General features: G+C 72.4%; 16 protein-coding genes, 2 tRNA genes and 1 pseudogene. 7 read left to right on the plus strand and 12 right to left on the minus strand.

The features are described from left to right. Nucleotides 1–45 precede the first annotated feature (45 nt). Both ACZ3YO_RS34745 and ACZ3YO_RS34750 read right to left on the minus strand, forming a co-directional pair. Entirely contained in the window at nucleotides 46–1,335 is a 1,290-nt protein-coding gene (locus ACZ3YO_RS34745) for a polysaccharide deacetylase family protein (protein WP_465577564.1), read from the minus strand. Between the two features lie 297 nt (nucleotides 1,336–1,632). Beyond that, the gene (locus ACZ3YO_RS34750) at nucleotides 1,633–2,229 is read right to left on the minus strand and encodes a DedA family protein (protein WP_465577566.1); all 597 of its coding nucleotides are present in this window, start codon (nucleotides 2,227–2,229) and stop codon (nucleotides 1,633–1,635) included. Nucleotides 2,230–2,959: 730 nt separating this feature from the next. On the opposite strand from ACZ3YO_RS34750, the gene ACZ3YO_RS34755 reads away from it, so the two are divergent. Beyond that, nucleotides 2,960–4,048 carry an LLM class flavin-dependent oxidoreductase gene (locus tag ACZ3YO_RS34755; protein ID WP_465577661.1) on the plus strand — a complete coding sequence of 363 codons (1,089 nt, stop codon included), beginning with the start codon at nucleotides 2,960–2,962 and terminating at the stop codon, nucleotides 4,046–4,048. Nucleotides 4,049–4,183: 135 nt separating this feature from the next. Here ACZ3YO_RS34755 and ACZ3YO_RS34760 read toward each other — a convergent pair whose 3' ends face one another. Together ACZ3YO_RS34760 and ACZ3YO_RS34765 are read right to left on the minus strand one after the other, a co-directional pair. After that, nucleotides 4,184–6,178: a putative bifunctional diguanylate cyclase/phosphodiesterase gene (locus ACZ3YO_RS34760; RefSeq protein ID WP_465577663.1), complete on the minus strand. Its 1,995-nt coding sequence runs from the start codon at nucleotides 6,176–6,178 to the stop codon at nucleotides 4,184–4,186. A gap of 904 nt (nucleotides 6,179–7,082) precedes the next feature. Beyond that, entirely contained in the window at nucleotides 7,083–7,508 is a 426-nt protein-coding gene (locus tag ACZ3YO_RS34765) for an OsmC family protein (RefSeq protein ID WP_465577568.1), read from the minus strand. A 292-nt stretch (nucleotides 7,509–7,800) separates the two neighbouring features. Here ACZ3YO_RS34765 and ACZ3YO_RS34770 point away from each other — a divergent pair, with 292 nt between their 5' ends. Further along, complete coding sequence (locus tag ACZ3YO_RS34770) at nucleotides 7,801–8,163, plus strand: chorismate mutase (RefSeq protein WP_465551533.1); 363 nt, start codon at nucleotides 7,801–7,803, stop codon at nucleotides 8,161–8,163. A gap of 605 nt (nucleotides 8,164–8,768) precedes the next feature. Further along, entirely contained in the window at nucleotides 8,769–9,377 is a 609-nt protein-coding gene (gene lepB, locus ACZ3YO_RS34775; RefSeq protein WP_396322658.1) for a signal peptidase I, read from the plus strand. A gap of 139 nt (nucleotides 9,378–9,516) precedes the next feature. Here the strand turns inward: lepB and ACZ3YO_RS34780 are convergent. The 3 genes and pseudogenes from ACZ3YO_RS34780 to ACZ3YO_RS34790 form a co-directional block, all read right to left on the minus strand. After that, a pseudogene (locus ACZ3YO_RS34780) lies at nucleotides 9,517–10,524 on the minus strand (EamA family transporter); the annotation flags it as partial. Nucleotides 10,525–10,769: 245 nt separating this feature from the next. Continuing rightward, on the minus strand, nucleotides 10,770–13,238 hold the full coding sequence (locus tag ACZ3YO_RS34785) for a transglycosylase domain-containing protein (RefSeq protein ID WP_465577571.1): 2,469 nt from the start codon (nucleotides 13,236–13,238) through the stop codon (nucleotides 10,770–10,772). A gap of 254 nt (nucleotides 13,239–13,492) precedes the next feature. After that, a tRNA-Lys gene (locus ACZ3YO_RS34790) sits at nucleotides 13,493–13,566 on the minus strand. Between the two features lie 136 nt (nucleotides 13,567–13,702). Here ACZ3YO_RS34790 and ACZ3YO_RS34795 point away from each other — a divergent pair. Together ACZ3YO_RS34795 and ACZ3YO_RS34800 are read left to right on the plus strand one after the other, a co-directional pair. Continuing rightward, nucleotides 13,703–13,960, plus strand: a complete 258-nt coding sequence (locus ACZ3YO_RS34795; protein ID WP_465577573.1) for a hypothetical protein — start codon at nucleotides 13,703–13,705, stop codon at nucleotides 13,958–13,960. Between the two features lie 80 nt (nucleotides 13,961–14,040). Beyond that, the gene (locus tag ACZ3YO_RS34800) at nucleotides 14,041–14,886 is read left to right on the plus strand and encodes an alpha/beta fold hydrolase (RefSeq protein ID WP_465577575.1); all 846 of its coding nucleotides are present in this window, start codon (nucleotides 14,041–14,043) and stop codon (nucleotides 14,884–14,886) included. Nucleotides 14,887–15,018: 132 nt separating this feature from the next. Here ACZ3YO_RS34800 and ACZ3YO_RS34805 read toward each other — a convergent pair whose 3' ends face one another. The 5 genes from ACZ3YO_RS34805 to ACZ3YO_RS34825 all read right to left on the minus strand — a co-directional run bounded on the left by ACZ3YO_RS34805 (nucleotide 15,019) and on the right by ACZ3YO_RS34825 (nucleotide 20,298). Beyond that, nucleotides 15,019–15,675, minus strand: a complete 657-nt coding sequence (locus ACZ3YO_RS34805; RefSeq protein WP_465577577.1) for a GOLPH3/VPS74 family protein — start codon at nucleotides 15,673–15,675, stop codon at nucleotides 15,019–15,021. A gap of 114 nt (nucleotides 15,676–15,789) precedes the next feature. Continuing rightward, nucleotides 15,790–15,863: transfer RNA gene (locus tag ACZ3YO_RS34810), tRNA-Lys, on the minus strand. 295 nt (nucleotides 15,864–16,158) lie between these two features. Next, complete coding sequence (locus ACZ3YO_RS34815; RefSeq protein WP_465577579.1) at nucleotides 16,159–18,333, minus strand: dipeptide ABC transporter ATP-binding protein; 2,175 nt, start codon at nucleotides 18,331–18,333, stop codon at nucleotides 16,159–16,161. Next, nucleotides 18,330–19,298: an ABC transporter permease gene (locus ACZ3YO_RS34820; RefSeq protein WP_465577581.1), complete on the minus strand. Its 969-nt coding sequence runs from the start codon at nucleotides 19,296–19,298 to the stop codon at nucleotides 18,330–18,332. The genes ACZ3YO_RS34815 and ACZ3YO_RS34820 overlap by 4 nt, the downstream gene beginning before the upstream one ends. Nucleotides 19,299–19,314: 16 nt before the next feature. Next, nucleotides 19,315–20,298: an ABC transporter permease gene (locus ACZ3YO_RS34825; protein ID WP_465551519.1), complete on the minus strand. Its 984-nt coding sequence runs from the start codon at nucleotides 20,296–20,298 to the stop codon at nucleotides 19,315–19,317. Between the two features lie 314 nt (nucleotides 20,299–20,612). Here ACZ3YO_RS34825 and ACZ3YO_RS34830 point away from each other — a divergent pair, with 314 nt between their 5' ends. After that, entirely contained in the window at nucleotides 20,613–22,319 is a 1,707-nt protein-coding gene (locus ACZ3YO_RS34830) for an ABC transporter family substrate-binding protein (RefSeq protein ID WP_465577583.1), read from the plus strand. Between the two features lie 587 nt (nucleotides 22,320–22,906). Then, nucleotides 22,907–24,115, plus strand: a complete 1,209-nt coding sequence (locus tag ACZ3YO_RS34835; RefSeq protein ID WP_465577585.1) for a low temperature requirement protein A — start codon at nucleotides 22,907–22,909, stop codon at nucleotides 24,113–24,115. The last annotated feature ends 21 nt before the right edge of the window (nucleotides 24,116–24,136 follow it).

The raw sequence follows: 24,136 nt of genomic DNA on the forward strand, positions 1-24,136 counted from the left end.
CGGTGCGTCGCGGTCGTGCCTGACTGTGGGGGCGGTGCGCGCTGCTCAGCCGGCGGTGCCGAGGAAGGACTCCCACCCGCCGGCCGGCGCCTGCCCCACGTTCAGCGAGCGAAGCTTGCGGATCGTGGACTGGTCCTGCACCTCCAGCCAGTCGACCAACTGCCGGAAGGACACCAGCCGGACGTCCGGCTTGCCCGCGATGGTCTTCAGGGTCTCCTCGACGGCGTCCATGTAGATGCCGCCGTTCCACTGCTCGAAGTGGTTGCCGATGAAGAACGGCGCGCGGTTGCTGTTGTAGGCCCGGTCGAACCCGGCGAGGTAGGCGTCCCGGGCCTGGGTGCGCCAGTCGTTGTACTTGGCCGGGTCGCCCTTGGTACTGCCGGCCGACTGGTTGGCCAGGATGTTGTAGTCCATCGACAGGACCTGGAAGGCGTGCCCCGGGAACGGGATGCTCTGCAGCGGGAAGTCCCAGACCTTGCCGTCCTGCACCTTCTGCGGCCATATCTGCTGGCCGCCGGAGGAGCTGGCGTCGTACTTCCAGCCCATCTTGGCCGCGGTCGGAAGCAGGGCCTTCTGCCCCTCGAGGCACGGGGTGCGGCCGCCTATGAGCTCCTTCTTGTAGTCGAAGGGGAGCGGGTCGACGTCGGTGAAGCCGGTGTTGGTCCGCCACTGGGTGACGAACCCGATCGCCTGGTCGATCTCGCTCTGCCAGTCCTCCGGCGCCCACTTGTTGACGCCGTTGCCGTCCGAGCGGGTCGAGCAGAAGTGCCCGTTGAAGTGGGTGCCGATCTCGTGGCCGGCCAGCCAGGCCTGGCTGATCAGCTTGATCGTGTTCTTGACCGCGCCGTCCGACAGGTACGGGATGTCGGACGCGCCGACCGAGTGCTTCGGCGGGTGGTACAGGTCGGACTTGCCCTTCGGGAGGGTGTAGATCCCGGAGAGGAAGAAGGTCATCGACGCCTTGTGCTCCTCGGCCAGCTTGAGGAAGCGGGGGAACTGGCCGTCGTCGGTGGCGCCGGCGCCGTCCCAGGAGAACACTACGAACTGCGGCGGGCGCTCACCGGGCTTGAGCTTCTCCGGCTTGGGCTGGTTCGGCTGGGGGCCGGTGTCGGACGTGGAACCGTCGCCGATCGGAGTCCCCTTGGGTGCACCCTTGCTCGGAGAGCCGCTGCCCGTCGGTCCGTTGTCTGCACTGCTGCTGCCCGGGGTGGGGGCGGTACTCGACCCTGAACCCGACCCCGAACCCGATCCGCCGCTGGAGCACGCCGTCACGGCGCCGAGGGCCACGGTCGCGGCGGTGGCACTGAGCACGGTCCTGCGCGAGATGTTGGTCATGGTCTCCCCTGGGTGCCGCTGGCCGGGTGGTGATGGCGTCCGTGGGCCGTACCGGTCAAATCGGTCAATTGATGATTATTCCGCTTTTAGCATGCCATGTGGACGCAGGGGGCACCAAGGTGCCGAGGTCCATTGACAGTCAATACGCAGAATGCGTGCGCAGGGGCTGCGGAGACAGTCCTTCTGTTGCCGTCCTGTGACGCTTGGCTCCACCCACCCTGGTATTGCTCGGGTGTGTCGCAGGGTGAGTCGACGGTCTGTTGGGGATGAACCGCAGGGGGATGAGCCGGCGGGGCGTCAGACGGTGGCGAGCCGGCGGTGGCGGCGAACGATCCGGGCGATCGTCGTGCTGACCGCGGTGGCGGCAGTGCAGGAGACCGCGAGGCTCAGCCAGGCGGTGTCGAACCAGTGGCTGTTGAGCCAGCCCAGCGTGACGATGTAGGCGGCCCAGATCAGCGCGGCCAGGGCGGACCAGCGGAGGAACCGGTGCGGCTGGCCCGGGGAGTGGCCGATGGCCAGGTCGAGGACGGTGCGCCCGGCCGGCACGAAGCGTGCGACGACCACCATCGCGGCGGCCGCCCCGGTGGTCCGCCCGTCCAACGCCTGCTGGACCCGGGCCACGCTGGCGGCCAGCTTGGGGCGGTGTTCGAGTCGTCGCTGCACCGAAGGGGCGCCACGGCGGGCGAGCTGGAGGAGAAGCAGGTCCCCGAGGAACGAGGCCACCGCCACGCCGAGCCCCAGCAGCAGTGGCGCGCCGTCTATCTGCGCCGTCTTGAGCACGGCCAGGATGACCAGCGTCCCGCTGGGGATGAAGGGGAGGAAGGCGTCGCCGAGTACGGCGAAGAGCGCCAGGGCGCAGATCCATGAGGATCCGATCACCGCTGAGATGTCCAAGGTCCGACTCCCTCCAGGCTGCCCAGGGGGAGCAGATGGCTGCAGGGGACAACGCTAGCGCCTCGACTTTTCATGCCATGAAGCACCCCGGCTGTGCCGGACCTCACAAAGGCGCGAACCCCCGGGGCGGGGTGCCGCTCCGGGGGCTCGTGGGGATCGATCGGCGCTGGTCCAGCCCGATGACCTTGCTGTTGAGGACGGATCCGGTTGGGTGATCCGCTCTGCTCCCTAGCCTGCCGGACGCCGGGCGCCGATCGCGAGCCCTGCGGCTGGCGACTTCCCGCGGTGGCGTGAAGTCGCCAGCCGTGTCCGTCCGCTGGCTGTGAGTCAGCCGAACGGTCGGTAGGCAGGCGGTCGCTCGCCGGTCGTGCAGCGGCACGGCTCGCGCCGGTCCGTCGCGTGGCGACATGGCCCGCGCCGGGCCGCGGCGACGGAGACCGGGCTCCGGGAGCCGGGAACACCCGGACCCGTGGCGTGGTTGACGTCCGTCGGCAGGCAGCAGCGACCGTCGGCCAAGCGCGCGGTCGTCGCAGCCGAAAAGACGGCGATCAAGACGGCGATCAAGACGGCCATGAAGACGGCCATCAAGACGGTCATCAAGACGGCGATCAAGACGGCCATGAAGACGGTCATCAAGACGGCGATGAAGACGGCCCGAGAGATGGCCTCGAGGGTGGCCGTCACGACGGCCACAGGAGCGGCCGCCAGGGCGGCCAGAAGGGCGGACGGCATGACCACCGACGACCAGCAGGAGCGCGGGCCCGAGCCGCAGACCGGTGCGGCGATCCGTGGCACCGTCCGCGGCACGGCCCCCGCGCCGCTCTCCATCCTGGACCTGGCCACCGTCGGCGTCGGCTACACCCCGTCCGAGGCACTGGCCGCGACGACGACACTGGCCCGCAGCGCGGAGGAATGGGGCTACCACCGCTTCTGGGTCGCCGAGCACCACGGCATGCCCGGCGTCGCCAGCTCCACCCCGGCGGTCCTGCTGGCCCACCTCGGGGCCCACACCACGTCGCTCCGGCTCGGCTCGGGCGGGGTGATGCTGCCCAACCACGCCCCACTGGCGATCGCCGAGCAGTTCGGCCTGCTGGAGGCGCTGCACCCCGGCCGTATCGACCTCGGGCTCGGGCGCGCGCCCGGCACCGACCCGGCCACCGCCCGGGCCCTGCGCCGAGGCCTGGCCGAGGGGGCCGACGACTTCCCCCAGCAGCTGGCCGAGCTGACCCACTTCCTGGACGGTGACTTCCCGGCCGGCCACCCCTATGCACGGCTCACGGCCGTTCCGAAGGGAGACGGGCGCCCGCCCGTCTGGCTGCTCGGTTCGTCCGGCTTCAGTGCCCAGCTGGCCGGGCGGCTCGGCCTTCCGTTCGCCTTCGCGCACCACTTCAGCAGCACCAACACCATCCCGGCCCTCGACCTCTACCGCTCGTCGTTCCGTGCCTCGGCCGTGCTCGACGAGCCGTACGCCCTGATCGGGGTGAGCGCCGTGGCGGCCGACGACCAGGCCTCCGCCCGCAGGCTGGCCCGCTCGGCGGCGCTCGGGATGCTCCGGCTGCGGCGCGGAAATCCGGGGCCGATCCCCACACCGGAGGAGGCCGAGGCCTACCCGTACAGCCCGGTGGAGGCGGACTTCGTCGACGACTGGCTGGGCAATGTCGTCCTGGGGGCGCCCGGAGAGGTGGCCGACGGCCTGGAGGCGCTGCGCAAGCGGACCGGGGTGGACGAGCTGATGGTCACCTCGCACATCCACGGCCATGAGGCCCGCTACCGCTCGTACGGGCTGATCGCCCAGGCCTACGGGCTGAGCGGGGAGTAGGGGCGGCCTGGGCGTAGCGGGCCAGGCAGTTCGGTCCGCCCTACGCCCGGTCCTCCCTGGCCCCGCTCCGCCCCTACGCCCGGACCGGCGGCACAGTCGGCGGAGCCCGGCGGGCGGTCGCTCCTCTCGGGCGCCCTACCGCTCAGGCGCCCTACCGCTCAGGGCGCCGCCGGGCGCTCCGTCCACCCCTGGGCGGCTCTCCCGGAGTATGGCCGCGACGAGTTCGGCCTCGCCTGGCCTGGCGAAGTACCAGCCCTGGGCGGTGTCGCAGCCGGTCAGCCGCAGCCGTTCGGCCTGGGCCGCGCTCTCGATCCCCTCGGCGGTGACGGTCAGGCCGAGCGTGTGCGCCAGCTGCACCATCGCGCCGACGATCTGCTCGTCGGCGTCGCTCCGGCGGGAGCTGAACGCGGGGAGTTCCGGCCGGCCGGCGGGGGCCGGGTCACGGAATCCCTCGATGAAGGTGCCGTCCAGCTTCAGGACGTGCACCGGCAGCCGGGAGAGGTACGCCAGGTTGGAGTAGCCGGTGCCGAAGTCGTCGATCGCGATCCGGACGCCCATGTCGGCGAGGGCCTGCAGAGCCTGCAACGGTCGCCCTCCGGGGCCCAGCAACGCGCTCTCGGTGATCTCCAGCTGCAGCAGCCGGGCCGGCAGGCCGGTGCTGTCGAGCGCCTGGGCCACGTCGGCGACCACGTCAGAGTCCCAGATCTGGCGGGCGGCCAGGTTGACGCTCACGAAGGTCTCGGTGTCAGGGAACTCCGTGAGCCAGCGGTGCGCCTGACGGCAGGACTCCTCCAGGACCCACTTGCCGAGCGGCACGATCGCGCCGGACTCCTCGGCGAGCGGGATGAAGCGGTCCGGGGAGAGCGTCCCGTAGCGCGGGTGACGCCAGCGGACCAGGGCCTCCGCGCCGTGCACAGCCCCGTCGGCGAGGCCGACGAGGGGCTGGTACTCGATGGTGAACTCGCCGCGTTCCAGAGCCGGGCGGAGTGCGGTCGTGAGCAGCTGGCGGGTCAGCTGGTGGGCGCCTCGGTCCGGGTCGTAGAGGGTCCAGCGGGCCCGGCCGTCCGCCTTGGACCAGTAGAGGGTGGCGTCGGCGTCCTTGACCAGGTCGGTCGGTGTGGTCTCGTGCACGGAGCGTTCGACGACGCCGACGCTGGCGGTCACCACCAGCCGGTGCCCGGCCACGTCGAAGGGGCGCTCCAGCGCTTCGAGGATCCGGGCGGCCAGCTCGGTCAGCTGGTCGCTGCCCCGGCTGTCGGTCACCAGGACGGCGAACTCGTCGCCGCCCATCCGCGCCACCAGGTGGGCGCCGCGTTCGGAGAACCCGCGGCGCAGCCGGGTGGCGACGGCGATCAGCAACTGGTCGCCGATGTGGTGTCCGAGGGTCTCGTTGATCGCGGCGAAGCCGTCGAGGTCCAGATAGCAGACGCCCACCCGGCGGCCGTCCGCCGCGGTAGTACCCGCTCCGGCTGCACCCGCTCCGACTGCACCCGCCGCCGGAGTACCTGCCTCCGCGTCCGCCGCCCCGGAGTCCCCGCGAGGGTCCGCTCCCGCGCCCGGGCCGCCAATCGCACCCGGGCCGCCCACCGTGCCCCCGCTCCTGGCCACCGGGCCGGCCGTCACCGAGAGGCAGGCGGCGTCGAGCCGTTCGAAGAAGAACGTCCGGTTGGGAAGCCTGGTCAGCGGGTCGTGCAGGGCCTGGTACTCCAGGCGGTCGCCGAGCCGGCGCTGCTCGGTGATGTCCTCGACCATCGCGAGGGTGTAGAGCGGAGTGCCCGAGCCGTCCCGGATCAGGGAGATGGTCACCTTGCTCCAGACCGTGCGGCCCTCGCGGTGCCTGAGCTGCTTCTCGACACGGAGCCGTTCGCGTTCGCCGCGGACCAGCGCGGGGAAGAGCCGGTCCGGCATGCCCTCCGGGTCGATGACCTCACGGATGGGGGTGCGGACCAGTTCGCCGACCCCGCAGCCGATCAGGGCGGCGAAGGCGGGGTTGACCTCGATGATCCGGTCCTCGGGGTCGATCAGGGCCATGCCGATGCCGGCGTCGCAGAAGGCGGCGCGGAACCGGGACTCGCTCGCGCTCAGTGCGGCCAGCAGCCGGTCGGGCCCTCCGGGTGGCAGGCCCACCACGTCGGCGGGCCGGTGCGTGCCACTGGCGAGCGGGGCCGAGCAGGTCGGGCAGAGGACGATGTCGGCGCCGCCCGCGCCACCCGCACGCTCCGTGTCCCGGGGGCCGGCGTCGGCGCCGGGCGGAGCCTTCGGCAGTCCCGGGGAAGAGCCGCCGTTCGCGGTGTCGACGCCGTTCGTGGTGTCGACGGCCCTTCGGCGGGTGTCGTCCAGAGCGGTGCCGACGGCCGCGCCGGTGGTCGGACTGCTGTTGCCGGAGGCACCGTTGGTCGGATTGCCGTTGACGGAGCCGTCCTTGCCGGCACCGCCGTTGACGGAGCCGCCGTTGACGGAGCCGCCCTTGCCGGAACCGCCGTTGACGGGGCCGAAGTCGGTGGGCCCGCCACTGGTCGCGTTGCCGGCGGCGCTGTCGTCGGCGGGCCGGAGGATCGGAGACCGGAGGCGGCGGTGGTGTTGCGGTTCCTCGTGCCGCACGCCTGGGTGGTGTGCGTCGGCCCCCTCGTTCTGGCCCGGCACGGCATGCTCCCGTCCGCTGCTGACGCTTGACGCTGGTCCGGCCGGTCACCCGGAACTGCGGCGGCCGGCTCCCGCACTCTGTCGAGGTCCTCGCAGTCCGGTGCGGAGCGCTCGCGGAGGAGCGCTCGGGCGGGGATCCGCGTGAAGAACAGGGCGTTGCGGCCGATCATAGGACGCGGCGGCAACGCGCGGTAACCGCCGCCAGGGTGATTCGCCCGCTTTCCGATTATGTGTGGCGGTACATGCGGACGCCCCTGGTGCACATCACATGATGTGCACCAGGGGCGTGTGCTCCACAGTGCGCCCCAGGGCGCTTGTCGAGCGCCGGAACGCGCCGTCCGGCCGGGCCGCAACGCTCCGTGGTCGCGGTCCCGCCGAAATCGTCGGAGGGTCAGGCCAGCTTGGCCGTGAGGGTGATGGTCGTTCCGGTGAGGGCCTGGCTGACCGGGCAGTTCGCCTTGGCGTCCTCGGCGGCCTTCACGAAGCCGGCCTCGTCCAGGCCGGGCACCTCGCCGATGACGGTCAGGTGGATGCCGGTGATGCCGGTGCCCGGCTGGAAGGTGACATCGGCCTGGGTGTCGAGCTTGGTGGGCGGGTTGCCCGCGCCGGCCAGGCCGTGCGAGAGGGCCATCGAGAAGCACGCGGAGTGAGCGGCCGCGATGAGCTCCTCCGGGCTGGTCTTGCCGTTCGGCGCCTCGGCCCGGGCCGGCCAGGAGACCGGGTACTCGCCGATGCCGGACGAGGCGAAGGTCACCTGGCCCTTGCCGTCGAGCAGGTTGCCTTCCCAAGCGGTGCGTGCGGTGCGAGTGGTTGCCACGATCGGTACCTCCATCACTGAGGAACTGCTGAGTCGTCACTTCCGGTCATGCCGGGCACCAGACTACGGGCAGGCCGGGGGCGGATCACAGGAAGCGCCCGGAGGTGCCGTGGCGGGAAACCGGCAGGCTCGGGGCCGGAGGCGACCGCTGGTCCAGGCGCTGTCCGGATCGTGGACGGATACGCCAAATGGTGCGGATCCGGACCGGGTGCCCTGTTAGATTTGCCCGGGCCTGATCCCCGGCCTCGGACGGCCGGGTGCCCACCAACCAGAGAGCCGCGGAGCCGCCCCGATGACGGATCACCCCACGACCCCCGATGCCGGACTGCCCAAGGGGATCGACGATGCCGTACGGGCCGAGCTGACCAGCCTGCGCGAGAGCATCGACAACATCGACGCCGCGGTGGTCCACATGCTGGCCGAGCGGTTCAAGGCGACCCAGCGGGTCGGTCGGCTCAAGGCCGAGCACAAGCTGCCCCCGGCCGACCCGGCCCGGGAACGGGACCAGATCAAGCGCCTGCGGGAGCTTGCTGCCGGGGCGCACCTGGACCCGGTGTTCGCGGAGAAGTTCCTCAACTTCATCATCGCCGAGGTCATCCGGCACCACGAGAAGATCGCCAGCGATGCGGTGACCGGCCAGAACGTCGCCGGCTGACGAACCCGCCCCGGCGCCCCCGGGGCGCCTCCAGGCCGCCCGGGCCCTCAGAGCCCTCAGGGCCTTCAGGGTCATTCAGAGGCATTCAGGGCCATTCAGGGCCATTCTCGGGCCTTCCGGTCGTTCCCAGGCCTTCCCGGCCTTACAGAGGGTTCCCCTGCCTTCAGGGGGATTCCGGGCCTTCCCGGGCATCGGCGGACTACCCTCGAGATCGTCTCCGGACTCGCCGACCGCAGAGGGCGCGGCGGAGGCCCGTACCCGGGGCGTGATGTCTGGCGCGGGTAAATGCCCGATTTCGCGAGGCTTCGCGGTTGGCGTAGCGTGCAGGTTCCCCCAGCCGGAGAGGTGGAGCAGCGACGATGGCGGTGAACCTGCCCGATACGCACGGCGATGCCGGGACCGGCCAGGCCTGGGCCGCCGGCGCCGGCCACGGTGATCCCGGCGATTCCGATGCGCCCGTCGGCGGCCGTGCTGCGGCGCGGCGGGCGCGCAGCCGGAAGACGCGCAAGGGCGGGAGGTCATCGAGCGGCCCGAAGCCGCCGAGGGGATCGAAGGACCGGCGGTCGGGGCGTCGTCAGCGGCCGTGGTGGATAGAGATCCCCGCGATGGCGGCGGTCGGGCTGGTGGTCGCGCTGCTGATCAAGACCTGCCTGTTCCAGGTGTTCACCATCCCCTCCGGGTCGATGGAGAACACGCTGCGGATCGGCGACCGGGTCGGCGTGAACAAGCTCGCCCCGCTCACCGGCTGGGAGCCGAAGCAGGGCGAACCGGTCGTGTTCAAGGACCCGGGGGACTGGCTGCCGCCGCAGCCGACCGACGGCAACCCGATCTCGCGGGCAGTGGGCTCGGCGCTCAGCTTCGTCGGCCTGGTGCCGCCGAAGGACGACAACTACCTGGTCAAGCGGGTCATCGCGACGGGCGGCCAGACCGTGCAGTGTTCGGGCACCACGCTGACCGTCAACGGAACCAAGGTGGACGAGCCGTACCTCCACCCCGGGGACGACTCCTGCGCGGGGCTGGACTTCGGCCCGGTGACGGTGCCCCAGGGCTACGTCTGGGTGGAGGGCGACCACCGGAGCGACTCCGCCGACTCGCGTTACCACCAGCGCGGCCCGGGTGGCGGCGCCGTGCCGGTGGACAACGTGGTCGGGCCGGTCTCGGCCGTGGTGTGGCCGCTCAATCACCTCGACTGGTTCGGCTGGGTCGGCCACTGACCCCGGGCTCGGCAACGGGCCGGTCCTCGACACACTGCCCTCCGACGCCGTGCTCTCCGATGCTCTGCCCTGCGATGTCCTGCCCTCCGACGCCCCGCTCCGCGGCAGCACGTGCGAGCCGCTCGCCCAGCGCGGTTGTGCCCGCCGCCGCTTCCGCCTCTCCCGCCGCCGCGCCCGCGTCAGGCATCTCCGCGCCCATCGCCGCGTCCTCCTCCGCGTCCACCTCCGCGGATGCCGTGGCGGGCTTGCTCGCCTGGGCCGCGAAGGCGCCGGCCAGGACGAGCAGGCCGCCGGCCGTCTGCGGCACGCCCAGGTGCTCGCCGAGCAGGATCCAGGCCAGGACGGTGGCGACGACCGCCTCCAGGTTGGCCACTACCCCGGCGACCGGGGGCGACAGGTGCTGGACGGCGATCACACCGGTCAGATAGGCGAGCACGGTCGCGATGAGGATCATCCAGGCGGCCGGGATCAGTGCGGGCAGCGAGTGCCCGTTCATGACGACGTTCCCGCCGAGCAGGCCCCAGTCGGCGTTCCACGGGCTGGTGAACGCGGTGAGCACGACGGCGCCGATCAGCAGGCCGAACGCGCTGAGGGCGAGCGGGTCGACGGGGCGGTCGCCCCGGCTTCCGGCGTCGGCCAGGACGAAGTAGCCGACCTGGCAGCATGCCGCCCCGAGGGCGAACAGGACGGCCAGGGCGTCGAAGCTCAGGCCGTTCCAGACTTCCACCACGCAGGCGAGTCCGGCCACGGCGACGCCGGCGCCGATGGCCGAGCCCCGGCTGATCGGCTTGCGCTGGACGAACTTCACATAGCCGATGAGCAGCGGCGGCCCGAGGTATTCGATGAGCAGTGCGACGCCGACCGGGATCCGGGAGATGGCCGCGAAGTAGCAGGCCTGGACACCGGCCACGGCGAGCAGGCCGAAGCCGAGCAGCACGCCGGGCCGCCGGAGCACCGCGTCGCGGTGGCGGTAGGCGAGCGGGAGCAGGACCACGGCGGCGCCGGTCACCCGGAGCCAGACCACGTGCAGCGGCGAGAGGCCGGCCTCGATCAGCGGTTTGGCGGCTGTGCCGGAGCCTCCGAAGGAGACGGCGGAGACCAGTGCGAGGGTGAGACCGAGGGTTCTGCCCGAGGATCGGCCGAGCAGGGGCTTTGAGCTGTACACCGACGCATTGTGACAGTCATGCCATCGGTTCGGTAAGGCGCCATTCCGGCATTTGGTCCTGCCCCCAACTGTGCGCAACGGCAGATTTACGGACAACTGCCCACCGCCGCGCAATGGCCGCTCGGCACCCCGACCAGCAGCCGTCCGGTGGCCCGACCGGCCGACCGACCAGCCAACAGCCAGCCGACCGGCCAGCCGACTGACTGACCGACCGACCGGCCGCCCCGCTACTGCCCGGTCCCCGCCAGCACGTTCGCCCCGGTGCCCGAACCCGACCCGCTCGACCCGCCCGCGGCGCCCGTGCCGCCCGTCGGCTGGGGCGCGGTGGTCGGGCCGGTGGTCGGCGCGGTGGTCGGGCCGGTCGTCGGCGTCGGCGTCCGGGTGGGCCTGCCGGTCGGCTGAGTGGTCGGCTGGGACGTGGGCGGGGCGGTCGGCTGGGTGGGCGCGGTGGTCGCCCCGCCGCCGGGGCGCGAGCCGCCCTGCCCACCGGACGTCCCCGAGGAGCCGGACGTCCCCGAGCCGCTCGGCGAGGCGCCGGAGCCCGCGCCGCCGTCGGGCGAGGCCGGGGTGGACGGAGCCCCGGACGGGGTGGAGGAGCTGTCCGAACCGCCCGACGGCGTGTCGCTGCCGCCCGACCAGGAGTCGCCCTTGTCCGAGGGCGAGGGGAAGTCCGTGACCGGCTGGCCCTTCAGCGCGGCCTTCATGTAGCTGGTCCAGATCTGTGCGGGGTACTGGCCGCCCGCCGCACCGTCGATCCCGCCGGTACCGCTGAGGCTGACCTGGGCGCCGCTGGCGGGGTCCTGGCCGAACAGGGCGACCGAGGTCACCAGCTCGGGGGTGTACCCGACGAACCAGACCGACTTCTGGTCGTCGGTCGTGCCGGTCTTGCCGGCCACCGGGCGGCCGAGGGACTTGGCGCGCCAGCCGGTGCCGCCCGGGTCGCTCACTACGCCCTGGAGCATGGCCGTCACCTCGCGCGCGGTCTCCTCGCCGATCGCCTGGGTGGTCTTGTGGGCCGGCAGCTGGAGCGCCTCGCCCTCGCGGTCCACCGACTGCACCAGCCACGGGGTGATCTGCTTGCCGCCGTTGTCCAGCGTGGCGTACACGCCGGCCATGTCGAGCACGCTCGGGGTGGCGGCGCCGAGCGGGATGGACGGTACCGGCTCGAGGCCAGGGGTGCTGCTGGGCAGTCCGAGCGCGATGCCGGTGTCCCGCACCTTCTGCAGTCCGGTGTCCTGGGCGAGCTGGGCGAACGCCGAGTTCACCGACCAGTCGGTGGCCTGCTGGAGGGTGATCTGGCCGTAGCTCTTGTCGCCCTCGTTCGGCGGTGCGTAGGGGGTGCCCTTCCCGCCGCGGACCTTGCGGCCGCTGGTGCCGTCGTAGACGGTTCGCGGGGTGACGGTCTGGCCGGACTGGGTCTTGGCGTCGTTCTCCAGGGCCGCCGCCAGGGCGATCGCCTTGAAGGTGGAGCCGGCCTGGTAGTCCCGCCGAGTCGCGTTGTCGATGTAGTGCTTGGTGTAGTCGGCCCCGCCGTAGAGGGCGACCACGGCGCCGGTCTTCGGGTCGACGGAGACGGCGCCGGCCTGGGCGGCCGCGTCCTTCTTCCGCTTGTCCGGGTTGAGGGTGTCGTGCAACTGCACCTGGACGGAGTCCTGGAGGGCCTGCTGGCGCGCCGGGTCGATGCTCAGCTTGATGGTGTAGCCGCCCTTGGCCAGCTCGGACTCGCCGATGATCTGGTTGCTGGTGAGGTACTCGGTCGCGGCGTTGACCAGGTAGCCGGCCTGGCCGGAGAGGCCGAGCTGGGCCTGCGGGTCCCTGACCTCGGGGAAGGCGGTGGCGGTCCGCTCCTCGGCGGAGAGCCAGCCCTCCTTCACCATGCCGTCCAGGACGTAGTTCCAGCGGTTCACCGCGTTCTGCTTGCCCGCCGGGGTGGCGGTGGCGACGTCGTACGCGCTCGGTGCGTTCAGCAGGGCGGCCAGGTAGGCGCCCTGGGCAGGGTCGAGCGCGGACGCGTCGACGCCGAAGTACTGCTGGGCGGCGGCCTGGATGCCGTACGCGCCGCGCCCGTAGTAGGAGGTGTTGAGGTAGCCGGAGAGGACGTCGTCCTTGGACTGGGTGGCATCCACCTTGATCGCTATGAAGAGTTCCTTCACCTTGCGGGTGATGGACTGCTTCTGGCTCAGGTAGGTGTTTTTCACGTACTGCTGGGTGATCGTGGAGCCGCCCTGGGTGCCCTCGCCCTTGGCGGTCTTGACGGCGGCGCGGACCAGGCCGGGCACGTTGACGGCGCCCTCGTGGTAGAAGTTGCGGTCCTCGGCGGCGAGCGCGGCGTGCTGGGCGGCGGGGGAGACCTTGTCGAGGGGGACGTTCTGCCGGTTGGTCTGGCCGGTCCGGGCGATCACCGAGCCGTCCTGGTAGAGCCAGGTGTTGCTCTGGGCGGTCGCGGCGGCGTGCGCGTCCGGCACCTTCACCAGGGTGATGCCCAGGGCGAAGAAGCCGACGCCGAGGAGCAGGGCGGCGGTGAAGCCGAGCAGGGTGAGCCGCCAGGTCGGGATCAGCCGGCGCCAGCCGGTGCGCTTCGGGCGGCGGGCCTTCCTGCCGCCGGTCCCGCCACCGTTCGTGCCTCCGGCGCCGCCGACGGGGCGCTCCGACGAACGCTTCAGGCTCTTCACCGGGCGGAGACGGACGGTCGGCACGCGGCGGCCGCTCCGGGCGTTTCTGGACAAAGCGGCGGCCTTTCCTGCGATCGGACCGTGCCGGCCTGCACGGCGTGGGACATCGGGGGTCGGGAACCTTTGTCCCATTTCCGGTTTACAGCCCAAAACGCGTCGAACGGGTCGGTTGGCTCCACCGGAGCGGCAAGCGAGACCGACATCACACACAAAACGGACGTCGATGGGCAAAAAAATCGGAGAGCCTCTCGCTGCTGCGAGAGGCTCCCCAATGTCTGTGCGCCGCCAGGGACTCGAACCCCGGACCCGCTGATTAAGAGTCAGCTGCTCTAACCAACTGAGCTAGCGGCGCCTGCTGACTCGGAGAACAATACACGGTCCGCAGGGGTGCCTCGCACCGCCGGGGGCGGTCGAGTGTTCATTGCCGAGCCAGGATGCCCGTTTCCGCCCGGTTGGGGTGGACTTTTCTGCCCGGTTAGGGTGGAAACGTGTCCAGCCCCCGCCCCGGTCGCCGGAACGCTCGGCTCATCGTCGTCACCGCTCTTCTGCTGCTCAGCGCGGTGGCGTACACGGCCTGGGCGCTGGAGGTGGTTCTGGTCGCGCTCTGGTCGGCCGTGCCGGCCGCGCGCCTGGTCCGGGCCGGCCAGGAGCGGGCCGGCGAGGAACCGGCTGGGGAAGAGCGGGGGACCGGGCGAGAAGCCCGCAGCGAACGAGAAGCCCGCAGCGAAGAGGTGGAGCCGCGATGACCGGGCCGGGGGCAGGCTCGGGGGCAGGAGCAGGGCCGCGAGCGGGCATGGGGGCGGCGGCCGGAGCGGCCTCGGCGGCGATGTTCCTGCGTATCGACGGCACGCCCCTGCACGTCCGGACCGAGGGCAGCGGCCCGGTCTGCCTGCTCACCGGCGGGCTCGGCAGCAGCTGGTTCGACTGGGATCTGGTCGTCCCCTTCCTCACTCCCTTCCGCACCGTGGTCCGCTTCGACCGTCCCGGCTACGGGCTGAGCGCGCCGGAGGCCGCCGGCCGGTCCGGCCCGACGCTGGCGGGTGAGGCGGAGCGCATCCGGGGCGTGCTGGACGCGCTCGGGCTGCGCGAGCCGTGCACGGTGGCGGGCCATTCACTGGCGGGGTTCCACGTGGAGGCCTTCGCCCGGCTCCACCCCGAGCGGACGGCCGGGCTGGTCCTGCTGGACGGCAGCGTCGAACCGGATCCGCGGCCGCTTCCGGCGCCGGGGCTGCGTGACCTGGCGGCCCGCACGGTCGCGGGCGCGGCCACGGCCGTCGCGGTGCCTTACCTGATCGGGCCCACCGTGCGGCGTCTGGTCGCCCGGGCGTCCACCGTCCGCCGCGAGGACCTCGCGCCGGCACCGCTGGTCCGGCACTGCTACCGGACCGGGCGGGCCCTGCGCGCCCTGCTCCGGGAGAACGCGGCCTACCTGGATCTGGCCGCCGCGCTGGCCGAACTGCGCGTCGCCGCGCCACTGCCGGACGAACTGCCGGTCACCGTGCTCGCCGCCGACGACGGGTGCCGGATCCGCCGCACCCAGGAGTGGCTGGGCAGCCAGCGGGACCTCGCCGCGCTGCTCGGGGCCGACTTCCGCACCACCGCGCCGGCCGGCCACCTGATGATGTTCGACCGCCCGGACGCGGTGGCCTCGGCGATCCTCGACACGTGCTGAGCCGGGCTGCCCGACGAGGCGCCCGGCTGCCCGCCGGTGACGCGCCGGCCTTCCCGCGCACCGGGGCACGACCGCCCGCCCGCGTCCCTCCCCGGGGCAGCCGGGGCAGCCCGACAGCCGGGGCAGCCCGGCTCAGCTCGTGCTGCCCGCCGCGGAGTCCGAGGTGATGACCCGCCGGACCGCCCCGGCGATCGGCAGTTCCTTGGTGAGCCGCCGCACGGCCCGCCGGGTCGGGGCGCCCGCCGACCCCGGGTAGAGCCGGCGCTCCAGCCGCGCCGCGCCGATCAGCCCGGCCAGCTGCCGGTCCCGCTCGGCCGCCGGTGACTCATCGCCCTCGTGCGCGAGCGTGGCGGCCACCCGCGCGGCGATCTCCTGTCCCATGGCCGGCCGCGTTGCCGCATGGCGCCGGTAGGGCAGGCCGAGGAAGCGGCGTGTCTCCACCACGAGCAGGCCGTCGGAGGTCAGCCGGTCGAGGAAGGGGGCCGGCCCGGGCTTGCGCGGGACCCGGCGGATCACGAGGTCCAGGCCGAGCCGCTGATCGCGCTTGCCCGCCTTCTCCAGCCGCGCGAGCACGCCGGCCCCGACCTCGTCGTGCGCGCCCAGCGGCTGGAACCCGGTGATCCGCCGCCCCTCGACGGTGATCGCGCCGCTCATCAGCAGCTCTGCGACGACGCCGCCCGCGATCACCCGGTGCAGGGTGGAGTACGGGGTGCGCAGTCGGCCGCGCACCGGATCGGCGCAGAGCAGCAACAGCTCCTCGGGGATCGAGCGCGTGTTCGGCGGAGTCACGGACGGGTACCTCCAACGGTCGGGCGGCGAGCGACACCGCGTACCCCTGGTACCTACCCGCCCGGAAACGCCTCAGGCCGCCCACCGGAGTGGACGGCCTGAGACCTTGCCATGTGCGCCGCCAGGGACTCGAACCCCGGACCCGCTGATTAAGAGTCAGCTGCTCTAACCAACTGAGCTAGCGGCGCCTGCTGACCTGGAGAACATTACACGGGGTCGGCCCGATCCGCCGAATCGCCACCAGTCGGACACGCTCCGTGACCAAGTCGGCGGGCGTTGGCACACCAGGCCCCGAGCCGCCGGCATACAGTCCGCAGCCGCAGCCGCAGCCGCAGCCGCAGCCGCAGCCGCAGCCGCAGCCGCAGCCGCAGCCACAACTGCAGCCGCGACCGCCGCCCCCGGAGCGGGAAGTCGGCCGGTCCGACTTCCCGCTCCCGGCGGTGCCTGCTCCTGCTGCTCCCGGAGGACCGTGCCGGCGGGCCGCTACTCCGGGAAGTGGCAGGCCGCCCGGTGGTCCACGTCCGGCGCCGGGCCGGTCAGCGGCGGGGCCTCGGTCTCACAGCGGGTGCGTGCCCCGGCGTCGAGCCCGGCGTAGACGGGGCAGCGGGTGCGGAACGGGCAGCCGGTGCGGCGCGCGGTTGGCGAGGGCGGGTCGCCGGGCAGCAGGATGCGGGTGCGGGCCCGTTCGGCGGCCGGGTCCGGGAGGGGGACGGCGGAGAGCAGCGCGCGGGTGTAGGGGTGGCGGGGGTGGTCGAAGACGGCGGAGACCTCGCCCTGTTCGACGGTCCGCCCGAGGTACATCACGCTGACCCGGTCCGCGAGGTGCCGGATCACCGAGAGGTCGTGCGAGACGAAGAGGTAGGAGAGGCCCAGCTCCGCCTTGAGGGACTGGAGCAGGTTGAGCACGCCGGCCTGGATGGAGACGTCCAGCGCGGAGACCGGTTCGTCGAGGACCAGCAGTTTGGGCCGGACGGCGAGCGCGCGGGCGATCGATATCCGCTGCCGCTGCCCGCCGGAGAACTGGTGCGGGTAGCGGACGGCGTGCGCCGGGTCGAGGCCGACCTGCCGCAGCAGTTCGGGTACCCGGCGGGCGATCTCCTCGCGGGCGGCGCGCTGGGCGCGCAGCGGTTCGGCGACGATGTCGCCGACGGGCATCCGCGGGTCGAGGCTGGCCATCGGGTCCTGGAAGACGATCTGCAGCTCGGCCCGGAGCCGGTGGGCGTCGGCCCGGGAGAGTGCGGCGGTGTCCTGCCCGAGCAGTTCGATACGGCCGGACTCGGGGGCGGCGAGCCGCAGCAGCTCGAACAGCGTCGTGGACTTGCCGGAGCCGGACTCGCCGACCAGGCCGAGGGTCTCGCCCTGCCGGATGTCCAGCTCGACGCCGTCCACGGCGTAGACCTCGCCGATCCGGCGCTTGAAGACAGTGCCCTTGAGCAGCGGGAACGTCTTGGTGAGGCCGGTGACGGAGAGCACCGGCGGGCGCTCCTCCCGGGCGGCACCCACCCCGGCAGTGCCCCCGGCCGAAGCCGGCGGCACCACCGGCACGGGGTACACCTCGGCCGGCGCCGGCCGCCGCTCGGCCAGCTCCCCGGCCCGGACGCACGCCGCCAGATGATCGCCGGGGCCCGCAACGCCGGAGCCCTCGACCCCGGGGCCCGCAACGCCGGAGCCCCCGTCGAGTCGGCCCCCGCCCCGGCCCCCGTCCGCGCCCCCGAGCCCGGGCTCCGCCGTCCGGCACCGGTCCTCGACCAGCGGGCAGCGGGCGGCGAACGGGCAGCCGGCCGGCAGCTCGGCCATCGGCGCGGGCGTGCCGGGGATCGGCACGAGCGGTCCGCCGCGGGCGTCCAGTCGTGGCACCGCGCCGATCAGCCCGAGCGTGTACGGGTGGCGGGGCGCGGCGAACAGCTCGTCCACACCGGCCGTCTCCACCACCCGGCCCGCGTACATCACCGCTACCCGGTCGGCCATTCCGGCGATGACGCCGAGGTCGTGGCTGACTAGGACGAGCGCGGCGCCGGTCTCCCGCTGGGCGGTGCGCAGCACGTCGAGCACCTGGGCCTGGATGGTGACGTCCAGCGCGGTGGTGGGCTCGTCGGCGAGCAGGATGTCGGGGTCGTTGGCGATGGCCATGGCGATCATCGCGCGCTGGCGCATGCCGCCGGAGAACTCGTGCGGAAAGCTGTCCAGCGCGCGGTCGGGCGCCGGGATGCCGACGAGGTCGAGGAGTTCGGCGGCCCGCCTGCGCGCGGCCGGCTTGTCGAGGCGCTGGTGGATCCGCAGGGCCTCGACGATCTGGTCGCCGATCCGGTAGACGGGGGTGAAGGCGGAGAGCGGGTCCTGGAAGACCATGGCGACCCGGCGGCCGCGGAGGGCGGCGAGTTCGCGGCCGGGCAGGCCGATCAGCTCCTTTCCGTCCAGCCGGACGGAGCCGTGGACGGTCGCCGTGCCGGGCAGCAGGCCGAGGACGGCCAGCGCGGTGACGGACTTGCCGGAGCCCGACTCGCCGACGATGCCCAGGGTCTCGCCGCGCCGCAGGGTGAGCTCGACGCCGCGGACGGCGGGGACGGCGGTGCCGCGCGGCCCGGCGAAGTCGACCCGCAGGTCGCGGACGTGCAGCAGCGGGGCTGCGGGCAGCGGGGTTTCGACGGTGGTGGTCACGTGCGGTTCCGCTCTTTCCGGAAACGGGGGCGGCGGCGAGGGGCCCGGGCCGCCTCGGCGGTGGGGTCGAGGGCGTCGCGCAGCCCGTCACCGATCAGGTTGACGGCCAGCACGAAGAGCACCAGCAGCCCGGCGGCGAAGTAGAACAGCCAGGGGAACGTCGGGGCGTCGAAGGTGCCGGCGGCGAGCAGGGTGCCGAGCGAGACGTCGGGGGCCTTCACACCGAAGCCGAAGTAGGAGAGCGCGGTCTCGCTCATCACGGCGCCGCCGACGGCGATGGTGGCGTCGATGATGAGGAAGGAGGCGACGTTCGGCAGGATGTGCCGGGTGATGATCCGCAGCGGTCGCACGCCCATGAACTGCGCGGCCCGGACGAACTCGCGCTCCCGCAGGGAGATGGTCATCGAGCGGACCACCCGGGCGGTGATCATCCAGTTGAAGAGGGCGAGCAGCAGCACGAAGGCGAGCCAGCCGGCGCCTTTGAGCCGGGGCGAGATGATGGTGATGATCAGGAAGCTGGGGAAGACCAGCATGAGGTCCACCACGAACATCAGCACCCGGTCGGTCCAGCCGCCGAAGTAGCCGGCGCAGGCGCCGAACAGGGACGCCAGCACGGTCGAGAAGAGCGCCACCAGCAGGCCGATGACCAGCGACTTCTGCAGGCCGCGGACGGTTTGCGCGAAGACGTCCTGGCCGACCCCGTTGGTGCCGAACCAGTGGGTGCCGGAGGGGGGTTGGCGCAGCGCGTTGTAGTCCGGGGTGGCGTAGTCCCAGGGCGTGAGGTACTGGCCGCCGAAGGCGAGGGCGAACAGCAGCAGGACGATGACGGTGCCGGCCACCGCCCAGCGGGCGGCGAGCAGCCGGGCGAGGACGATCCGGCCCCGGCCGGCCACGGCGGGGGCGGGCCCGGGAGCGGCGGCGGGGTCGGGGGTGGGCGCGGAGGACTCCGCGACGACGGCGGTCACAGCAGGTCTCCTCCGGTCATGACCGCACACGCGGGTCGAGGGCGGCGTGCAGGGTGTCGGCGAGGAAGCCGGAGGCGAGCACCACGACGGCGGCGAACAGGTTGACGGCGACGACCGCGTTGACGTCCTGTTCGTTGATGGACTGGATGAACCACTCGCCCATGCCGTGCCAGCCGAAGATGGTCTCGGTGAAGGCGGCGCCGGTGAAGATGCCGAGGAAGCTGTAGGCGAACATCGTCGACATGGGGATCACCGCCGTCCGCAGCCCGTGTTTGAGCAGGGCGCGGTTGCGGGTGAGGCCCTTGGCCTCGGCGGTGCGCAGGTAGTCGGAGCCGAGCACGTCGAGCATGGTGCCGCGCTGGTAGCGGCTGTAGGTGGCGAGGCCGCCGAGCGCCAGCGAGAGGGTGGGCAGCAGCAGGTGCAGCGCCCAGTCGCCGAGGTGGGTGCCGAGGCCGCCGGTCAGGCCGGGGGTCTCGTAGCCGGTGAACGGGACGACCTCGTGGCCCGCGACGTCCTTGGCGGCGATGGCGCCGTTCTTGAGGAAGAGCGCCACCAGGAAGACCGGGGTGGAGAGCAGGAGGAAGGAGAAGGCGGTGAGCAGCCGGTCCGATATCCGGTACTGGCGCACCGCGCTCCAGGCTCCGGCGGCGACGCCCAGGGCCATGCCGAGCAGGCTGCCGATCAGCAGCAGTCGCAGGGAGACCCAGATCCGGCGGCGGAAGTCGTCCATCACGGGGGTGTCGTGGATGGTGCGGCCGAGGTCGCCGTGGAGCAGCAGGCCGCCCGCCCAGTGGCCGAACCGTTCGACGACCGGCGTGTGGTCGTTCAGGTTGAGGTCGGTGAGCTGCCGCTCGACCGAGGCGGTGGACGGCCGCGGCACCTTGGCCTCGAAGTAGGTGCGCGGCTGGAGGGCGGCGGCGGAGAGCGCGTACGCCAGGAACACGGCGGCGATCAGCAGTACCGCGTAGTAGCTGAGCCGCTTCGCCAGGTAGCGGAGCATCAGCGGCCGCCCGGGGTGGGGGCGGGGCCGACGCGTCTGGTGGGCATCGGTGGGTGGCCTTCGGTCGGTGGCCCTGTTCGAGCCGTGAGGGAAAGGTGCAGGTCACGAGTGTGGCACCGGTGCACGGCCGCGGTATTGCGGCAGTGTTGCGGCCTGTTTCGTTTGGATCAGAGGTGAACTCCTCCCCCTGGTACTCGTCCTGATCCGCTGTTACGTTCGGTCCGCCGGCACCGACTTGGCTGCCCACGCTCAAGCCTCGCCACACCTTGCGACGCCCGACTCTCACAACCAGTCATTTCACGGGGGGACCCCTCATGGACGCTTCCAGCACATCCGCCCGCGGCTTCGGCCGGGCCGCCGCGCTCGCTCTCGCCGTGGCGCTCGCGGCCACCGCGTGCACCTCGGGCGGCGGAGGGTCGGCCGACGGCGTGGCCAAGAGCGAGCCCCCCAAGCAGGGTTCGATCGACATCAACGCCAAGTCGCCGGACCAGCTGCGGGACGGCGGCGAGGTCCGGCTCCCGCTGTACCAGTGGATCACGCAGTGGAACCCGTTCCAGGTGGACGGCCGCTACGGCGACGGCGTCGAGATCATGAGAGTGCTGGAGCCGAACCTCTTCACCACCGACGAGTCCGGCACGTTCAAGCCGGTCACCGACTACCTGCTGGAGGCCAAGGTCACCTCGACCTCCCCGCAGGTGATCACCTACAAGCTCAACCCGAAGGCCAAGTGGTCGGACGGCAAGCCGCTCGGCTACCTGGACTTCAAGGCGGACTGGGAGGCCAGCAACGGCAAGAAGGACGGCTACAACATCGCCGACTCCGCCGGCTACGAGCTGATCTCCGGCGTCGAGCAGGGCGCCGACGCGAGCGAGGTCAAGGTGACCTTCTCGGAGCCGTACGCGGACTGGCAGAACCTGTTCCGCCCGCTGGTCCCGGCGGCCGGGATCGGCACCGCGGACGACTTCAACAAGGGCTGGATCGACAAGATCCCGATCACGGCCGGGGCGCTGAAGATCGGCACGATGGACAAGACGGCGCAGACCATCACGCTCGTCCCGGACCAGGCCTGGTGGGGGGCGAAGGCCAAGACCGACAAGATCACCTTCCGGGTGATGTCGCAGTCGGCGACCACGCAGGCGTTCCTCAACAACGAGATCGACCTCGCCACGGCGGGCACCGCGACGGCGTACGGGCAGCTCAAGGACGCCAAGGACACCGTGATCCGGTCCGCCAGCCCGTGGGACGAGGTGCACCTCTCGTTCGGCGGCGGTGGTGCGCTGGCGGACCAGAAGGTGCGCCAGGCGCTCGGCAAGGCGCTGGACCGCTCCGCGCTGATCAAGATCGCCAACAACGGCGTGCCGGTGGAGTTCAAGCCGCTCGGCAACCACATCCTCATGCCCAACCAGGCCGGCTACCAGGACAACTCCGGCGAGTGGGCCAAGTTCGACCTGGCCGCCGCCAAGAAGGCGCTGGACGAGGCGGGTTGGAAGGAGGCCGGCAGCGGCCAGCCGCGCACCAAGGACGGCCAGCCGCTGACCCTGCACTTCGTCATCAACGACGCGACCCCGCAGGCCCAGCTCGACCTCGCCACCGCCGCCCAGGCGATGTGGCTGGCGGCGGGCGTGAAGGTCGAACTCGACAAGGTCCCGTCCAACGACTTCTTCACCAAGTACGTGAACACGGGCAAGTTCGACATCGCGAGCTGGCGCAACACCGACTCGTTCCCGCTCTCCAGCAGCCTGCTCAACTTCCGGCTGCCGCAGGGCGACAACGTCTTCGGCAACTACTCCAAGCTCGGTACGCCCGAGATCGACGAACTGCTCAAGAAGGCGGCCGGCACGGTCGACCCGGTGGAGGCCGCCAAGCTCTACAACCAGGCGGACGCCAGGATCTGGGAGCTCGGCCACACCGTCGAGCTGTACCAGCGGCCGACCGTGGTGGCGGTCCGCAAGGGGCTGGCCAACTACGGTGCGTTCGGCCTGGCCGGCGCCGACTACGCCAAGGTGGGCTGGGAGAAGTAGCCACCGCGTCCGCTTCGGCGGGCCCCGGGGTGGCGGGGGCGGCACGGCAGGCGCTGGCGAGCAGCGCGGTGATCACGAGGCCGGTGGTGCGGACACGGGGAGGACGGCTCTGCCGCCCCCGCTCTCCTGCCACCGGCCTTGACCTTCCGCGATGCCCGCAGGCCACCCGTGTCGTGGGGTCCCCTCCGGACCCGCCCGCTTCCAACCGGGGAAGAATCTAGCGGGGTGATCCGGGCCGCCGTGCCGTACACGGCGGGCGCGCCGGAAACCCGTCGAGCTGTCACCCGGTTCGCGCACCCGGGCGTCAACTCTCGCTGACGGCACGGCAAATCGGATGAAACCGGGCATGCGGGCGGCTCCCGGGCGGGGCTCCGCCACAGCCCGGGCGGCACGCCGGCGGCGGCCCCGCAGGCCTCCGGCGCGGGCCCCGCGGGCTACCGGTGCGGCCCCGCAGGCCACCGGCGCGTGCTACCGGCGCGGGCCCCGCCGTACGGTGGCCGCGCCGGTGCGTGCGCCCGGCCGGGGCCGCTGCCAGGATGCGGCGGGACGGCGCAGCCCGCCCGTCCCGGAGCCCGGAGACCCCGCCCATGACCAGCGAATCCGCCGCAGCCCACCGCCCGCACCCCGTCGACCGGCACCCGCTGCGCCGGATGGTCCCGCGCAGCCGGGACGAGCCGCACCGGGTCGCCACCCCGCTGGAGCTCTTCTTCGACCTCTGCTTCGTGGTCGCGGTCGGCCAGGCGGGCCGGGAGCTCGCCCACGACCTGGCCGACGGCCACTACGGTGACGGCCTGACCGGCTACGTCTTCGCGTTCTTCGCGATCTGGTGGGCCTGGATGAACTTCACCTGGTTCGCCTCCGCGTACGACTGCGACGACGTCCTGTACCGGATCACCACGCTGGTGCAGATCGCCGGCGTCCTGATCCTGGCGGCCGGTGTGCCGAGGATGTTCGCCGACCAGGACCTGGTGCTCTCGGTGGTCGGCTACGTGGTGATGCGCCTCGCCATGGTCACCCAGTGGCTGCGCGCCGCCGCCAGCGAGGAGGGGCAGGCGCGCACGGTCGCGTTGCGGTACGCGGCCGGGATCACGGCCTGCCAGATCGCCTGGGTGGTGGTGCTGCTGTTGCCGCACAGCGTCCGGTCGTACGTCATCCCGCTGGGCATCCTGGCCGAGCTGTCCGTGCCGGTGATCGCCGAGCTGCGCACCCAGACCCCCTGGCACCCGCACCACATCGCCGAGCGGTACGGCCTGTTCACGCTGATCGTGCTCGGCGAGACGGTGGCGGCGGCGACCGTCGCCGTGCAGTCGGCCGTGGACGAGCACGAGGGGCTGGGCCGGCTGCTTCCGGTCGCCGCCGGCGGCCTGCTGATCTGTTTCTCGGCCTGGTGGATCTACTTCGCCCGGCCGGTCCACGACCACCTGCGCTCCAACCGGCAGGCGTTCCTCTGGGGGTACGGCCACTACCTGGTGTTCGGCTCGGCGGCGGCGATCGGCGCCGGGCTGGAGGTGGCGGTGGAGTCGGCCGTGCACAAGGCCCACATCTCCCAGGCGGCGGCCACCGCGACGGTGACCGTGCCGACCGCGCTCTACCTGTTCACCGTCTGGCTGCTGCACGCCCGGCACGTCAAGACCGGGGCGGAGCAGGCGCTGCTGCCGGCCGCCTCGGTGGCGGTGCTGGCGTGCACGGCGGCCGGCGACTCCGGTGTCCTGGCGGCGGGTCTGGTGAGCGCGGCCGTGGTGGCGCTGGGCGTGACGCTGCACGCCCGCGCGGCCTCACCGGACCGGGCCGCGTGACCCTCCCGGGCCGGGGTGCCC

This window comes from Kitasatospora sp. NPDC022785 (genome assembly GCF_055561295.1).